The organism is Janthinobacterium sp. Bl 1 (genome assembly GCF_058215535.1).
The window spans coordinates 4,136,952-4,151,431 of record NZ_CM177086.1 but is presented as its reverse complement, the minus strand read 5'-3'; the positions used below and the strand labels follow the sequence as shown (position 1 = coordinate 4,151,431).

Here is a 14,480-nt window from a genome sequence, read left to right as displayed (position 1 = left end):
GGAGGCAATATACCGAAATAAAGTCAGGGGGCGCCACGCCCCGTGTGTGCCGGCGTCGCGGCTTTCATTTCCGCACGGATACTATCTATGTCATACAGCAATATTTTCTGTGGCGACGTTGGGGCCAGCCTGGCCCAGACGGCCTCGGCGCTGGCCCGGTCGGCGAAGCTGCCGTAGACGATGTCCAGGCGCCCGGCGGCGCTCGCGGACGCCGCGCCGGGCAGGCGAAACACGTGCAGGTCGCGCAGGCCGATGGCTTGCTGCGCCTGCTGCAGGAACGTTTCCGCCGCGGCCGTTTCGCTAGCGGGCAAGCTGGCGATGTGCAGCACCAGTTGCTGCGGCCCTTGCCGTGCCAGCCAGCCGCGCGATTCGGCCAGCTTGCTGTCGAGCAGCGTCGACGGCGCGGGCAACGGCGCGCGCGGACCGCGCGGGACCGCTGTCGTCCCCGGCGCCAGCCATTGCCACAGCAGCGCGGCGGCCAGCAGCAGCATCAGCGCGCTCAAGGCGCCCGCCACCAGCTTGCCCGCATGCCAGGGCGGCCGGTGAAATGGGCTGTCGGCAATGGCCAGGCGCATGTGGCGCGCGCTGATTTGCTGCGCATCGTCCGCAAACGCGGCCAGCAAGGCCTTGTCGGACAGGATATTGACCCTGCGTACGATGCCTTGCGCCGCGCGCGCCAGGCGGCGCAGCGCGGCCGGTGTAAACACGAGCGGCGCCATGCGGCCGGCGGCGCTCAGGCGGCATGTCAGATAATCGTTCAGCAAGGCTTGCGGCAGGCGCGGCACGGTGAAACTGTGGGTGATGCGCTCCTTCAATTGGCGGAACTGGGGCAAGTCCAGCGTGTGCTGCAATTCCGGCTGGCCAAACAGGACGATCTGCAGCAGCTTGTGGCTGGCCGTTTCCAGGTTCGTCAGCAGGCGCAGCGCTTCCAGGGTGGCGCCCGGAATGGCTTGCGCTTCTTCGGCCAGCAGCACCACCTGGCGCCCCGCCGCATGCCGGGCGATCAGCTCGCCATGCAGGGCGCGCAGCACGGCATCGGCGCGGCAGTCGTCCAGTTCCAGGCCCAGTTCGGCGGCGATGGCGTGCAGGACTTCGTCCGGCTCCAGGCGGGGATTGAGCAAATACAGCACGTCGACCTGGGGCGGCAGGCGCTCGGCCAGCATACGGCACAGCATGGTCTTGCCGCTGCCCACTTCGCCCGTCAGCTTGATGATGCCTTCGCCTTGCGTGACGGCATACAGCAGCGCGTCGAGCAGTTCGCCCCGTGTGTTGCCCGTATAAAAAAAGGCCGGGTCCGGCGTGATGCCGAACGGCGCCGTGCGCAAGCCGAAATGGCGCAGATACATGCCGTGCGGCGAGGGCGCGTAGTGGCTGGAGGCCTGCGTGTCGGCGTTCATGTCGCGATGCAATTGAGGAAAGCCTGCTCCAGGCTGGCGTCTTCCGCGCCGCCATGGCGGGCGCGGCATTCGGCGGGCGTGCCTGTAAACACGATGCGGCCCGCATGCAGGATGGCCATGCGGTCGCACAATTCTTCCACGTCGGCCAGCGCATGCGAAGTGAGCAGGGCGCCGCGGCCCTGCGCCCGCGCTTGCCGCAGCACTTGCTTGAATTGCGCGCGCGCTTTCGGGTCGAGTCCGCTCATCGGTTCATCGAGCACCAGTTGCCGCTTGCCCGACAGCAGGCAGGCGGCCAGTCCCAGTTTCTGCATCATGCCTTTCGAATATGCGCGCGCGGGGCGCAGCAGGGCGTCCGGCGCCAGGTCCAGCGCATCCAGGGCTTGCTGCACGGCTTGCGCATCGGGGCGCACATCGTGCAGGCGCGACAGGTAGCGCAGGAAGTCGCCGCCCGTCAGGTAGTAGGGCGCCTGGAAACGTTCCGGCAGAAACGACAGCGGTTGGCGCGCCGCGCCGTGCCGGTGCGGCTGGCCGAAGATGGCGATGTCGCCACGCTCCGGTGTGCAAAAGTCCAGCAGGCATTTGAGCAGGCTCGTCTTTCCCGCGCCATTCACGCCGACCAGGCCGAACAGTTCACCCGCGCGCACCTGCAGGTCGACGCCGCGCAGCACGGCGCTGCCCGCCAGTTGCAGATGCACGTTGTGGAACTCGATGGCACAGGCATTCATAGGGGCAATGATCGGCAGGGAAGACGGGGAAGGACCTCCATTATTGCCATGGGCGCAGGTGGGCGGCAAGCGTTTCCTTGCAGTGTGTTGAAATGCGCAAAAATCAAACGTTGGAATGTATTTTCTTTAAGAAACAACAGGTTCTGGAATAAAATACCCCCGCGCGCCGCTGGCGTGTATCGTCTGTGGAATTTGTTTGTCGAGGAGCATGCAATGGCAAGGCCAGAGAAAGTCCGGCTCGGTGAAATTTTGGTGCAGCAGAAATTGCTGACGGAAGAACAGTTGGGCCAGGCCTTGACGGAACAGAAGCGTTCGGGACGCAAGCTGGGCCGCGTTTTTGTCGAGCACGGCTTCGTCACGGAAGAGCAGATTTCGGGCGCGCTGGCGCGCCAGCTCGACATTCCCTACATCAATCTGAAGTTTTTCAACATCAATCCCGAACTGGTGCGGCTGCTGCCGGAAACCCAGGCGCGGCGTTTCCGCGCGCTGGTGCTGGAAGACCGCCGCGAAGGCTTGCTGGTCGGCATGTCCGATCCGACCGACCTGTTCGCGTACGATGAAATTTCGCGCCTGGTCAAGCGCCAGATCGAACTGGCTGTCGTCAATGAAACGGAAGTGCTGGCCGCCATCGACCGCATCTACCGCCGCACGGAAGATATTTCGACCCTGACGCGCGAGCTGGAGCAGGACCTGGGCGACGTGTCCGTCGACTTCGGCGCGCTGGCCGCCAATCCGGGCCTGGAAGAGGCGCCCATCGTCAAGCTGCTGCAATCGGTGTTCGAGGATGCCACGCAGGTGCGCGCTTCGGACATCCACATCGAGCCGCAGGAAGGCCGGCTGCAAATCCGTTTCCGCATCGACGGCGTGCTGCACCTGCAGACGGAAGCGGACAGCAAGATCGCCAGTTCGCTGGCGCTGCGCTTGAAACTGATGTCGGACCTCGATATTTCCGAGAAGCGCTTGCCGCAGGATGGCCGTTTCGCCATCCGCGTGAAAAACCAGCGCATCGACGTGCGTATTTCCACCATGCCGACGCAGTACGGCGAATCGGTCGTGATGCGTCTGCTGAACCAGGGCGGCACGACCTTGCGCCTGGACGCCATCGGCATGCCGCCTGCGCTGGTGGCGCAGTTCCGCGCCATCGTCAGCCGCCCGAACGGTCTCGTGCTGGTGACGGGCCCGACCGGCAGCGGCAAGACGACGACCTTGTATTGCGCCTTGTCCGAACTCAATTCCGTGGAAAAAAAGCTCATCACGGTAGAAGACCCTGTCGAGTACCGCTTGCCCGGCATTAACCAGGTGCAAGTGAACGAGAAGATCGAGCTGAACTTTGCCAGGGTGCTGCGCTCGGCCTTGCGGCAAGATCCCGACATCGTGCTCGTCGGCGAGATGCGCGACCAGGAAACGGCGCAGATCGGTCTGCGCGCCGCCATGACGGGTCACTTGGTGCTGTCGACCCTGCATACGAACGACGCCATCAGCACGCCGCTGCGCCTGATGGACATGGGCGTGCCCCGCTACATGGTGGGCAGCTCGCTGCAAGCCGTGCTGGCGCAGCGCCTGGTGCGCGTGATCTGCGAAAGCTGCAGCACGCCATACCAGCCCACGCCGAACGAATATGAATGGCTGCGCCTGGAACTGGGCGAGCTGGTCGAGCGCAACCAGTATTTCCACGGCAAGGGCTGTTCGCATTGCAACGGCATGGGTTACCGTGGCCGTACGGGCGTGTACGAATTGCTGGAAATCACGCGCGCCGTGGCCGACGCCGCCAACCACGCCGACCCATCGCACTTCATGAAAGTGGCGACGGCGCAGATGGCGGGCGAAACCTTGCGCCGCCACGCCGTGCAATTGGTGGTACAGGGCCGCACGACGGTGATGGAAGCGATGCGCATCAGCAACCAGAGCGAGGATTGAGGTGCCGTTTTTCTCCTACAAGGCACGTAGCGCCAGCGGCGAACTGCTGACCGGCGTGATGGAAGGCGCCGACAGCGGCGCCGTGGCCGACCAGTTGATGGCGGGCGGCAGCACGCCCGTCGATATCAGCGCGACGAAACAGACGGTGACGAAGGCCGGCGCCAACCAGCTGGGCTGGTGGGCCAGGCTGACCGAGAAAAAAGTCACGCCCATGGACGTGCAGCTGTTCAGCCGCCAGCTGTACACCCTGCTCAAGGCGGGCGTGCCCATCATGCGCGGCCTGGCCGGCTTGCAGGAGTCCGCCATCAGCCCCGCGTTCGGACGCATCATCAAGGATGTGCGCGAGTCGCTCGACGCGGGGCGCGAGCTGTCGGCCGCCATGGCGCGCCACCCCACGATCTTCACGCCGTTTTACTTGTCGATGGTGCGCGTGGGCGAAATGACAGGGCGCCTCGACGAAGTGTTTTTGCGCCTGTTCAACCACCTGGAATTCGACCGCGACATGCGCGCGCGCGTGAAAACGGCGACGCGCTACCCGACCTTCGTCGTCTTTGCCATGCTCGCCGCCATGATCGTGGTGAATATCTTCGTCATTCCCCAGTTCGAGAAAGTGTTCGCCAGCTTCCACGCGGAACTGCCGCTGATGACGCGCATCCTGATCGGTACGTCGCGCTTCACGGTGACGTACTGGCCCATCCTGCTGATGCTGGGCGTGGGCGGCTTTTTCGGCTGGCGGGCCTGGCTGCGCACGAAAGAGGGCTTATACAAATGGGACCGCGCCAAGCTGCGCCTGCCGATCGCCGGCAAGATCATCCTGAAGGGCACGATGGCCCGCTTTGCGCGCAGTTTCGCCTTGTCGAGCACGAGCGGCGTACCCATCGTGCAGGCACTGACGGTGGTGTCGCAAACGGTCGACAATACTTATCTGAGCGCGCGCGTGGAGCAGATGCGCGACGGGGTCGAACGGGGCGAAAGCATCTTGCGCACCTCGGTCGCGGCCGGCGTGTTTACGCCCGTGGTGCTGCAGATGATCGCCGTGGGCGAGGAATCCGGTTCGCTCGACGACCTGATGGACGAGATCGCGGACATGTACGAGCGCGAAGTCGACTATGAATTGAAGACCCTCTCGGCGCAGATCGAGCCGATCTTGATCGTCTTCCTCGGCGCCATGGTGCTGGTGCTGGCGCTGGGCATCTTCCTGCCGATCTGGGACCTGGGCCGGGCGGCCCTGCACTGATGGCAAGGCCGCTCCGCCAGCGCGGTTTCACCCTGTTCGAGCTGGCGGTGGTGGCGGGCGTGTTCGCCATCCTGGTGGCGGTATTGTTGAACCGGGTCGGCTATTACCAGCAGCAGGCGCAGCAAGTGGCCGTGGCACAGATGCTCGGCATCTTGCGCACGAGCTTGCGGGTGCAGGTGCTGCAGCTGTACCTGGCGGACCAGCGCGACAGAATGCCGGCGCTGGCGCGGCAAAACCCGTTCGAGTGGCTGGCCGACAAGCCAGCCAACTATCTGGGCGAGTTTGCGCAGCCGGACCTTGCAAAATTACCAGCGGGGAATTGGTTGTACGACAAAAAAGAACAAAAAATTATCTATTTGTTTAGTAATGGCAATATTTTTCCGACTACAAGGGTTGATTCAGTGAAATTTAATGTAACCTTGCCGGGTGCAGACGCCGATCTTGGCAAGCTCGCCCGGGAGCCCGATATCGTGGTGTGGAAATCGCCGGACTCGGCAGCAAACTGACGCACTTCCTGGTCCGGTGCAGCGACAGTTTCATGGCGTTGGTTTTGATGTTTTTATTTGATTTTGGAGAGCAAGAATGAACAAGTCTTTACGTAGTATGAAAAGCGGCGCCCAGGCAGGTTTTACCCTGATCGAACTGATCGTCGTCATCGTGATCCTCGGCATCCTGGCGGCGACGGCGATTCCTAAATTTATCGACATGTCGACTGATGCGCGTATTGCCAAGATGAATGCGGCGGTAGGCGCCATGAAGGCAGGTGCGGCGCTGTACCATGCGCAGTGGCTGGTCAAGGGCTCGGTCGATACGCCGAAGGTGCAGATGGAAGGCAAGGATATCGACGGTGCATTTGGTTACCCGACAACTGCCAGCATCATCGATGCTGCAGGTTTGACTGATCCTGACTACAAGTTTTCTGGTGGTGTCGTGACGCCTGATGCAACGCGCACAGCGTGCAAGGTTACCTATGTCGCTCCTGCCGCGGCTGGCGGCGCGCCGACCATCACGCCTGCTCTGGCGACTGCAGATTGTAAATAATTTGTACTGACTTGCAAGGATGGCCAGGTAATACTTGGCCTTCCTTGCGCACCACCAGCCCAACCCCAGGCGCCAGCCCGTTGGGCTTTTTTACGGGCCACCCATTGCAGCAGCCACCGACAGTCTTTCCGCATCGTCACGCAGGGCCACCAGGTCCGCTGCGACACACGGCTGCGCACGGCTTCACCTTGATCGAGCTGGTCGCGGTGCTCGTGATCGCCGGCCTGCTGGCCACCTTTGCCGTCAACCGGTTTTTCCAGCGCGACACGTTCGACGCGCGCGGTTTTGCCGATCAGGTGACGAATATCGTGCGCTACGGGCAAAAGCTGGCGGTGGCGCAAAACCGTGCCGTGTTTGTCAGCATCGATACCAAAAGCGTGGCCCTGTGCTTCACGCCGGCCTGTGACAGCAATGCCAGAAGCGTGGTGCCGCCGACGGGCAGCAACAGCGGCAGCAAGGAGACGCTACTAGCTTGCGCTGGGTGGAGCAATTGGCTGTGCGAAGGATGGCCGTCGTCCGTCACGCTGTCGGACGGCCCCGCCGGCTTTTACTTTGACCCGCTGGGGCGTCCGTATTACACGGTGTATGGCGATTTTCGCGAGATACTGGTGCTGGCCGTGGCGGGTGGCGGGCAGCAATACCAGATCAAGGTATCACCGGAGACCGGCTATGTGTACCGCTAGGCGCCATGCCGCCAGGCGCACCCAGGCCGGCGTGACCTTGATCGAACTGGTGCTTTTCATCGTCATTGTGGGCGTAGCGGTGGTGGGCATCCTCGGCGTGATGGACCTGACGACGCGCAACAGCGTCGACCCGCAGCTGCGCAAGCAGGCGCTGGCCATTGCGGAAGGCATGCTCGACGAAATCGAGGGCGCGCGGTTTACTTTTTGCGCAGTGAACGACCCGGCAGCCGAGACGGCCATCAGTGTGGCCGACTGTGGTGTCGTGGAGGCGCCCGGGATACAGGGTGGTGCAACGCAGCGGCCTTATGACAACGTCAACGATTACGTGGCCAAGGATGGCAGCGCCATCACGTACACCACGGATGTGGCCGGCAATCCTTTTTCATCGCTTGCCAACCAATATGCGGCGACAGTCAGCATGAATTCCGTCGCGCTGAACGGCATCGCGGCACCGAATGTGCTGCATATCCAGGTCAGCGTCGCTTATGGCGACAAGCAGCAGGTCGTGCTCGACGGCTACCGCACGCGCTACGCGCCGAACAGCATCCCATGAATATCTATTTTTCCCGGCGCCGCGCGCGCGGCTTTACCCTGGTGGAGATGATCATCGTGATCGTCATCACCGGCATCATCGGCGGCATGGTGGCCATGTTCATACGCCTGCCCGTGCAAGGTTATGTTGATGCCAATGCCCGCGCCGACCTGGCCGACGTGGCCGATACGGCCGTGCGGCGCATCGCGCGCGACGTGCGTCTTGCGCTGCCCAATAGTGTGCGTGTCAGCACGAATGGCAAGTACCTGGAGCTGCTGCTGACGAAATCCGGCGGCCGCTACCTGTCTGAGGATGATCCGCCAGGCCTCGGGGCCGTACTGGCTTTCAATCCCGTCGGCCCTGGTGTCGATCCCAATCAATTCACTGTCGTCGGAAACGTGCCGGCGATCGCGCCCGGCGACTTTATTGCCGTCTACAATATGGGCGATAACCTGCCGGACGCCTACGGCTGTGCTGTCAACGGCGGCATTTGCAATCTGGCGCAGGTCGCGGCTGTCAGCGGCGCCGTGGTGACCTTGCAGGGCAATCCCTTCCTCGCGCAGTCGCCGCAAAAATTTCCTTCGCCATCGCACCGTTTTCAGGTCGTGACGACGCCTGTCAGCTATGTTTGTGATCCGCAGACCGGTACCCTGACGCGCTATTCCGGCTATACCATCCAGGCAGCGCAGCCGCTCAATGCGGCGGCTGCGCCGCTGTCGACTGCTCCTGTGCGTGCCTTGCTGGCGCAAAAAATCCTGAAGAACACGCTTGGCAGGTCTGGCGTTCCCGCGACGGAAGCAACTCCGCCCGAAGGTTGCTTTACCTATGAAGTACTGAAAAATGTGCCGCGCGGCTTGCTCAGCATCGTGCTGAGCCTCGGCGCGGAAAACAGCAACACGGGAACGCTGCGCCTGGTGCAGCAGGTACAGGTCAGCAATACGCCATGACGACATTTTCCTTGCGCCGCATGCGCGGTTTCAGCCTGGTCACGGCGATTTTCCTGTTGGTGGTGCTGGCGGGTCTGGGCGCCGCGATGGTGAATATTTTTACCCTGCAGCAGGTTGAGTCTGCACTGGACGTGCAGGGCGTGCGCGCCGAGCAGGCCGCCCGTGCAGGTATCGAGTGGGGCGTGTACCGGCAGTTGGTCGATGGACAGTGTGATCCCGTCAAGTCGTTTGCCTTGCCTGCAGGCACCTCGCTGTCTATCTTTTCCGTCAACGTGCAGTGCAGTCGCGGCACCGGTCCCGGCACCTTGACCAGTTGGACCATCACGGCCACCGCTTGCAACCAGCCTGGGCCTGCCGGCTGCCCGAACGCGGGCAATAACCCCGATTACGTCCAGCGCCGCCTGCAAGCCGTGTTGTCGCAGTAAGGTCAACTGCGTGAAAAAAAGATCGCTAATTTATTGTTTTTACACAATAAAGTTGGCTTCATGAATTAAAATTGGCTGGATGCATTAACTGCGCGACAAGATCGGGCAGGCACTTACACTGGATAGTTCGCATGGGTTTATTCGCAAGAGCAAAGAAGTACGATGGCTGGCTGGCCACGGCGTTTGGCCGCGAGGGCGTCAGCGCTGTCGTTGTCGAACGTCCCGCCGGCGGGATGCCGCGCGTGCTGCGTGCCAGCTACCAGGCGGCCGCACGACCGGCGCCGGCCGAGGTGCTGGAAAAACTGGGCAAGGAGCTGCAGGCCCCCTCGCGCCATTGCACCAGCGTGCTGGCTGGCGGCGAATACCAGCTGCTGTCGCTGGAAGCGCCGGCCGTGCCGCGCGAGGAGTTGAAGACGGCCGTGGGCTGGCGCCTGAAGGATATGCTGGACTTTCCGCTGGCCGACGCCACTATCGACGTGTTCGACATTCCCGGCGATCCGAACGGCACCCAGCGGGGCAGCAGCGTGTTTGCCGTCGCCGCGCGCAACAGCGCCGTGTCGCGCCGCCAGGCGCAGTACGCCGAATGCAAGATCGGCCTGTCCGTGATCGATATCCCCGAAATGGCGCAGCGTAATATCGCCACCTTGCTGGAAACGCCGGGACGCGGCATCGCCGTGCTGTTCTTCGATGGCGACGGCGGCTTGCTGACCATGAGTTTCAATGGCGAGCTGTATCAGGCGCGCCGCATCGACGTGACCCTGGCACAATTGCAGTCGCCCGACGCCAGCCAGTACTACGACCGCGTTACCCTGGAACTGCAGCGCTCGTTCGACCACTTCGACCGCCAGTTCCATTTCATTTCGCTGGCCCGCTTGATGCTGATGACGGGCGCCAGCGATGGCTTGCACGCCTACCTGGCCGACAATCTCTACATGCCCGTCGAGCAGCTGGACCTGGCCACCGTGCTGGACTTGTCGCAGGCCGCCGAATTGCGCGATCCCGCCATGCAGGCGCGCTACTTCCTGGCCATCGGGGCTGCCTTGCGCGAGCTTGGCCCGCATCCGGGCAAGCACGAAGGGAAGGGCGCATGAGCCAGCAGATCAATCTGTTCAATCCCCAGTTTGAACTGAAACAACACCATATGTCGGCAAGCACGGCCGGCCTGGGCCTGTGCGCGCTGGCGCTCGTCTTGCTGGTCCTGGGCGTGCTGGCCCGGCAGGCAATGGCCGGCCTGGAACAGCGCGAAGCGGGCGTCAAGGCGGCGCTGGCGCAAGTCGAGGCGAAGCGCGACCAGATTTTGCGCGATTACCCGCCACGCAAGAAAGATCCGGCCCTGGCGCAGGAACTGTCGGCCGTCGAGGCGCAGCGCCAGTTGCTGCAGGACGCTTCAAGCGTGCTGGACAGCGGCAAGCTGGGCAATACCCTCGGCTATGCCGGCTATTTCCGCGCGCTGGCGCAGGCCAGGGTCGAAGGCGTATGGCTGACGGGCGTGAACATAGCCGGCGCCGGCAATGACTTCGGCTTGCAGGGCCGCGCCTTGCACGCGTCGCTGCTGCCTGCGTACATCACGCGCCTGGGCCAGCAGGAGGTACTCAAAGGCAAAACCTTCGGCAGCCTCGACATCAGCCAGCCCGAGCAGCCGGCCGTGGCCGAGGGCAAGGCGGCCAGCCTGCCGTATGTCGCGTTCAGCCTGCAGTCGGCGGAGCGTGCCGCCACGCCGGCCAAACCTGTTGCGGGAGGAACACGCTGATGCTGCCCTTGCTGAAGAAATGGGCCACCGCCTTCGACGCTCTCAGCCTGCGCGAGCGGCTGATGGTATTTGGCGCCGGTGCGGCCGCCATCCTGTTCGTGTTTTATTTCATGAGCCTCAATCCCTTGCTGGCGAAGCACGCAGCGCTGGAAGCGAGCATTGCGCAAAAGCAAAGCCTGTTGACCGCGACGAACAAGGAAATCGAGCTGACCATGCTCGCCCATGCCACCGATCCCGACAAGGAAGCGCGCGCGCGCCTGCTGGCCCTGCAGGCGGAAACGGCATCTCTGGCGCAGGCGCTGCGCGAGAAGCAGCATGGCCTGGTGGCGCCCGAGCGCATGGTTACCTTGCTCGAGCACCTGCTGCGCCGGCACGCGGGATTGCGCCTGGTGTCGCTGAAAACCTTGCCCGGCAGCGCAGTCGGCGCACATCAGGCTGAAACGGCGAACGGCGAGCCGGCAGCCAAGGCGGATGCAGCCAAGGCGCCGGCCCCGGCGCCGTTGCTGCACCAGCATGGCGTGGAAGTGGTGCTGCAGGGCAGCTATGCGGACATGGTGCAATACATGCAGGCGCTGCAAGCGATGCCGACGCGGGTCTTCTGGGGCGCCGCCCACCTCGACGCTGCCAGCTATCCAAGCGCCACCCTGACCCTGACCTTACATACCCTCAGCATGGACGACACATGGATCGCACTCTGACCTTTGGTCCCGCGCTGCTGGCGCCTTTGCTCATGCTGAATCTGGCATGGCCTGGCGCGCAGGCGCAGGCGCTCGATGATCCGACGCGTCCGCCCGCGGCCCTGTGGGCGCCCGCCAGCGCCGCGCCTGTCGTTGCGGCCCGGCCTCAGCTGCAATCGGTGCTCATTTCCACCCAGCCGGGCGGACGCCGCCTGGCCGTCATCGATGGCCAGACGGTCAAGGTCGGCAGCAGGGTGGGCGACGCCGTGGTGACGGAGATCCACGACACGGCAGTGCTGTTGCGGCGTGGCAAATCACTGGAAACCTTCAAGCTGTACCCGAGCAGCAAGACCGATAACAAGGCCGATCGCAAGACCGATAGCAAGACCGGCAGCAAGCAGGAGTAGAAGAAGTGGCCAAGCAACTCAATCAACACAAGGCGAGCATGTTCAAGATCAGTACGATGGCGGCTGTCATCAGCGTCAGCCTGGGCCTGGGCGGCTGCAATGTCGCGCCCGTCAAGCGCGACACCTACAATGCGATCTCCGATGCCGTCAAGGGCGCGGCGGCCACCACGGCGCCAGCGGCCCAGCCCGATGCCGTGGAAGCGGCGCTGCTGCCGCCCGTGGCGGCCCTGGCCCAGCAATTGCCAAAGGCCCGCGCCGCGCTCGACGAGCGCTTCAACGTGGCGTTCAACAATGTGCCGGCGCGCCAGTTCTTCACTTCCATCGTGGCCGGCACGCGCTACAACATGCTGGTCCACCCTGACATCGGCGGCACGATTTCCGCCAACCTGAAGGACGTGACCCTGTTCCAGGCGCTCGATGCCGTGCGCGAACTGTATGGCTACGATTACAAGGTCGAGGGCACGCAGATCTACATCAAGCCCTTGACCATGCAGACGCGTTTGTTTCACGTCAATTACCTGACGGGCGCGCGCCGCGGCAGTTCCAACCTGCGCGTCTCGTCGACGTCCGTGGGTTCGGTGGGCTCGACCAATTCGGGCGGCTCGGGCAATGGCGGCAATAACAACCAGGGCAATAACCAGAATAACGAGCAGAACCAGCAAACCAATGGCGGCCAGGGCGGCCGCACCCTGGACAGCAGCAACCTGACCACCTCGTCGACGGCCGATTTCTGGCCGGAATTGAGAGCGGCGCTGGAAGCCATCGTCGGCAGCAGCGAAGGCGGGCGCCAAGTGGTGCTGAGCCCGCAGTCGGGCGTGATCGTCATCCGCGCCATGCCGGAAGAGTTGCGCAATGTCGACATGTACCTGAAGGCCACGCAATTGTCCGTCGACCGCCAGGTGATACTGGAAGCGAAAATCCTCGAAGTCGAGCTCAACGACAATACGCAGACGGGCATCAACTGGGCCTCGTTCGCCTCGATCAAGAGCGGCCACACGAACCGCATCTCGACCGGCTTCATCCAGCCGGGCGGCACCCTGGCGCCGCTGCCGTTCAACGGCGGCCAGCCGCCCAACATGACCACCGGCAATGGCCTGACGGCCAGCAGCGGCTTTGGCCTCAGTTCGGCGGCCAACGCGGCCGGTTCCATGTTCGGCCTGGCTTTCCAGACGGCCAATTTTGCCGCCATGATTTCCTTCCTGGAATCGCAAGGTTCCGTGCACGTGCTGTCGAGCCCGCGTATCGCCACCATGAACAACCAGAAGGCCGTGCTGAAGATCGGCACGGACGAGTTTTACGTGACGGGCGTGTCGACCACGACGAACACGACGGCCAGCGGCGCGACGACCAGCCCCAACGTGACCTTGCAGCCATTCTTTTCGGGCGTGGTGCTGGACGTGACGCCCCAGATCGATGCGGATGGCAACATCATCCTGCACGTGCATCCGTCCGTGAGCCAGGTGTCGACCATCAGCAAGGAAATCGACCTGGGCAGCGCCGGTTCGCTGAAACTGCCGCTGGCCGCATCGAGCACGTCCGAGATGGACAGCATGGTGCGCAGCCAGGATGGCCGCATCGTCGCCATCGGCGGCCTGATGCGCCAGGCCACGACGGCGGACCGCTCGCAAGTGCCGGGCGCGGGCGATCTTCCCGTGCTGGGCGCGCTGTTCCGCAACACGGGGCAGGTGATCCAGAAGCGCGAGCTGGTGGTGCTGATCAAGCCGACCATCGTTGATGGCGCCAATAGCTGGAACGAGGACTTGCTCGATTCGGGCAAGCGCATCGAGGCGCTCGACCCGCGCCGGCCGTCGGAGCGGCGCTAAATGTACCAGGCCCATTTCGGCTTGCGCGAGGCGCCGTTCGGCCTCACGCCCGATACCAGTTTCTTCTTCAACGGCCCGCAGTCGCAAAAGGCCCTCAATACCCTGCTGGTGGCGGCGCGCAATGGCGAGGGCTTCATCAAGATCACTGGCGAAGTGGGGACTGGTAAAACCTTTTTGTGCCGCAAGTTCATGCAATCGTTGGGGCCGGATTTCGTCACGGCCTACATCCCGAATCCGAACTTGCCGCCCCGTTCGCTGATCCTGGCGCTGGCGGACGACCTCGATGTGCTGCTGGAGAAAGATGCTGATCAGCATCAGTTGCTCAAGTCCCTCAACCTGCGCCTGCTCAACCTGGCGGCGCAAGGCAAGCGCGTGCTGCTGTGTCTGGACGAAGCGCAGGCGATTCCCGTCGACAGCCTCGAAGCGCTGCGCCTGCTGACGAATCTGGAAACGGAAAAGCGCAAGCTGCTGCAAATCGTGCTGTTCGGCCAGCCGGAACTCGACGTCAAGCTGGCCCTGCCGGAAATCCGCCAGCTGGCGCAGCGCATCACCTTTCACTACCACCTGGGTCCGCTGTCGCGCGACGACGTGGATTTCTATGTGGCGCACCGCCTGCGCGTGGCCGGCTTCGATGGCGCGCGCCTGTTCAGCCGTGGCGGCGTGCGCAAGCTGTACCAGGCTTCCGGCGGCATTCCGCGCCTGATCAACATCATGGCGCACAAGGCGCTGATGGTGGCGTATGGCGAAGGGCGGCAGCAGGTCAGCGGGCGCCACGTGGCGCTGGCCGCCAGCGATACCCTGGCCAGCAAGCCGCGCTTCTGGCAGAAGCCCTGGCCATGGCTGGCCGGCGCCGGCGTGCTGGCCGCCGCCTGCGGCGTGAGCTGGACTTTATTGAACCGATGACGAAGATGAGCCTGTA

General features: G+C 63.5%; 16 protein-coding genes. 14 read left to right on the top strand and 2 right to left on the bottom strand.

All coding sequences use genetic code 11. From position 1 onward, the window contains the following. Positions 1-23: 23 nt before the first annotated feature. Positions 24-1,397, bottom strand: a complete 1,374-nt coding sequence (locus AC4BCN_RS18670) for an ExeA family protein (protein ID WP_490491465.1) — start codon at positions 1,395-1,397, stop codon at positions 24-26. Beyond that, positions 1,394-2,122, bottom strand: a complete 729-nt coding sequence (locus AC4BCN_RS18665) for an ABC transporter ATP-binding protein (protein ID WP_490491464.1) — start codon at positions 2,120-2,122, stop codon at positions 1,394-1,396. The genes AC4BCN_RS18670 and AC4BCN_RS18665 overlap by 4 nt, the downstream gene beginning before the upstream one ends. Positions 2,123-2,335: 213 nt before the next feature. Between AC4BCN_RS18665 and AC4BCN_RS18660 the strand changes: the two genes are divergently transcribed. The 14 genes from AC4BCN_RS18660 (at position 2,336) to AC4BCN_RS18595 (ending at position 14,464) form a co-directional block, all read left to right on the top strand. Beyond that, positions 2,336-4,039 carry a GspE/PulE family protein gene (locus tag AC4BCN_RS18660; protein WP_436481238.1) on the top strand — a complete coding sequence of 568 codons (1,704 nt, stop codon included), beginning with the start codon at positions 2,336-2,338 and terminating at the stop codon, positions 4,037-4,039. A 1-nt stretch (position 4,040) separates the two neighbouring features. Next, the gene (locus AC4BCN_RS18655) at positions 4,041-5,276 is read left to right on the top strand and encodes a type II secretion system F family protein (RefSeq protein ID WP_070305054.1); all 1,236 of its coding nucleotides are present in this window, start codon (positions 4,041-4,043) and stop codon (positions 5,274-5,276) included. Beyond that, positions 5,276-5,782 carry a type II secretion system protein gene (locus tag AC4BCN_RS18650; protein ID WP_490491463.1) on the top strand — a complete coding sequence of 169 codons (507 nt, stop codon included), beginning with the start codon at positions 5,276-5,278 and terminating at the stop codon, positions 5,780-5,782. Before AC4BCN_RS18655 ends, AC4BCN_RS18650 begins: the two co-directional genes overlap by 1 nt. 76 nt (positions 5,783-5,858) lie before the next feature. Continuing rightward, complete coding sequence (locus AC4BCN_RS18645) at positions 5,859-6,317, top strand: type II secretion system protein (RefSeq protein ID WP_139089601.1); 459 nt, start codon at positions 5,859-5,861, stop codon at positions 6,315-6,317. Positions 6,318-6,475: 158 nt separating this feature from the next. Next, positions 6,476-7,000 (top strand): prepilin-type N-terminal cleavage/methylation domain-containing protein, encoded by a 525-nt coding sequence (locus AC4BCN_RS18640; protein WP_490493617.1) that lies wholly within the window; start codon positions 6,476-6,478, stop codon positions 6,998-7,000. Next, entirely contained in the window at positions 6,987-7,553 is a 567-nt protein-coding gene (locus AC4BCN_RS18635) for a type IV pilus modification PilV family protein (RefSeq protein WP_338679062.1), read from the top strand. The genes AC4BCN_RS18640 and AC4BCN_RS18635 overlap by 14 nt, the downstream gene beginning before the upstream one ends. After that, positions 7,550-8,479 (top strand): prepilin-type N-terminal cleavage/methylation domain-containing protein, encoded by a 930-nt coding sequence (locus AC4BCN_RS18630; RefSeq protein WP_338679061.1) that lies wholly within the window; start codon positions 7,550-7,552, stop codon positions 8,477-8,479. Before AC4BCN_RS18635 ends, AC4BCN_RS18630 begins: the two co-directional genes overlap by 4 nt. Continuing rightward, on the top strand, positions 8,476-8,904 hold the full coding sequence (locus tag AC4BCN_RS18625; RefSeq protein ID WP_319991321.1) for an agglutinin biogenesis protein MshP: 429 nt from the start codon (positions 8,476-8,478) through the stop codon (positions 8,902-8,904). Before AC4BCN_RS18630 ends, AC4BCN_RS18625 begins: the two co-directional genes overlap by 4 nt. A 131-nt stretch (positions 8,905-9,035) precedes the next feature. Then, positions 9,036-9,995 (top strand): agglutinin biogenesis protein MshI, encoded by a 960-nt coding sequence (locus AC4BCN_RS18620; protein ID WP_338679060.1) that lies wholly within the window; start codon positions 9,036-9,038, stop codon positions 9,993-9,995. Then, a complete protein-coding gene (locus tag AC4BCN_RS18615) occupies positions 9,992-10,654 on the top strand; it encodes an MSHA biogenesis protein MshI (RefSeq protein ID WP_338679059.1) in 663 nt (220 codons plus the stop codon). Before AC4BCN_RS18620 ends, AC4BCN_RS18615 begins: the two co-directional genes overlap by 4 nt. Continuing rightward, positions 10,654-11,352 carry a type II secretion system protein M gene (locus AC4BCN_RS18610; protein WP_338679058.1) on the top strand — a complete coding sequence of 233 codons (699 nt, stop codon included), beginning with the start codon at positions 10,654-10,656 and terminating at the stop codon, positions 11,350-11,352. Before AC4BCN_RS18615 ends, AC4BCN_RS18610 begins: the two co-directional genes overlap by 1 nt. Beyond that, on the top strand, positions 11,337-11,738 hold the full coding sequence (locus AC4BCN_RS18605; RefSeq protein ID WP_219329954.1) for an MSHA biogenesis protein MshK: 402 nt from the start codon (positions 11,337-11,339) through the stop codon (positions 11,736-11,738). Before AC4BCN_RS18610 ends, AC4BCN_RS18605 begins: the two co-directional genes overlap by 16 nt. Positions 11,739-11,776: 38 nt before the next feature. Further along, positions 11,777-13,561 carry a pilus (MSHA type) biogenesis protein MshL gene (gene mshL, locus AC4BCN_RS18600; RefSeq protein ID WP_034756218.1) on the top strand — a complete coding sequence of 595 codons (1,785 nt, stop codon included), beginning with the start codon at positions 11,777-11,779 and terminating at the stop codon, positions 13,559-13,561. Beyond that, positions 13,562-14,464, top strand: coding sequence for an ExeA family protein (locus AC4BCN_RS18595; protein ID WP_034755331.1), 903 nt, complete (start codon positions 13,562-13,564; stop codon positions 14,462-14,464). Positions 14,465-14,480 lie beyond the last annotated feature (16 nt).

Bases quoted from the DNA above. Each gene is read 5' to 3' on its own strand.
- AC4BCN_RS18670 (WP_490491465.1), bottom strand. From the start codon at position 1,397: ATGAACGCCGACACGCAGGCCTCCAGCCACTACGCGCCCTCGCCGCAC.
- AC4BCN_RS18665 (WP_490491464.1), bottom strand. From the start codon at position 2,122: ATGAATGCCTGTGCCATCGAGTTCCACAACGTGCATCTGCAACTGGCG.
- AC4BCN_RS18660 (WP_436481238.1), top strand. From the start codon at position 2,336: ATGGCAAGGCCAGAGAAAGTCCGGCTCGGTGAAATTTTGGTGCAGCAG.
- AC4BCN_RS18650 (WP_490491463.1), top strand. From the start codon at position 5,276: ATGGCAAGGCCGCTCCGCCAGCGCGGTTTCACCCTGTTCGAGCTGGCG.
- AC4BCN_RS18645 (WP_139089601.1), top strand. From the start codon at position 5,859: ATGAACAAGTCTTTACGTAGTATGAAAAGCGGCGCCCAGGCAGGTTTT.
- AC4BCN_RS18635 (WP_338679062.1), top strand. From the start codon at position 6,987: ATGTGTACCGCTAGGCGCCATGCCGCCAGGCGCACCCAGGCCGGCGTG.
- AC4BCN_RS18630 (WP_338679061.1), top strand. From the start codon at position 7,550: ATGAATATCTATTTTTCCCGGCGCCGCGCGCGCGGCTTTACCCTGGTG.
- AC4BCN_RS18625 (WP_319991321.1), top strand. From the start codon at position 8,476: ATGACGACATTTTCCTTGCGCCGCATGCGCGGTTTCAGCCTGGTCACG.
- AC4BCN_RS18620 (WP_338679060.1), top strand. From the start codon at position 9,036: ATGGGTTTATTCGCAAGAGCAAAGAAGTACGATGGCTGGCTGGCCACG.
- AC4BCN_RS18615 (WP_338679059.1), top strand. From the start codon at position 9,992: ATGAGCCAGCAGATCAATCTGTTCAATCCCCAGTTTGAACTGAAACAA.
- AC4BCN_RS18610 (WP_338679058.1), top strand. From the start codon at position 10,654: ATGCTGCCCTTGCTGAAGAAATGGGCCACCGCCTTCGACGCTCTCAGC.
- AC4BCN_RS18605 (WP_219329954.1), top strand. From the start codon at position 11,337: ATGGATCGCACTCTGACCTTTGGTCCCGCGCTGCTGGCGCCTTTGCTC.
- mshL (WP_034756218.1), top strand. From the start codon at position 11,777: ATGTTCAAGATCAGTACGATGGCGGCTGTCATCAGCGTCAGCCTGGGC.
- AC4BCN_RS18595 (WP_034755331.1), top strand. From the start codon at position 13,562: ATGTACCAGGCCCATTTCGGCTTGCGCGAGGCGCCGTTCGGCCTCACG.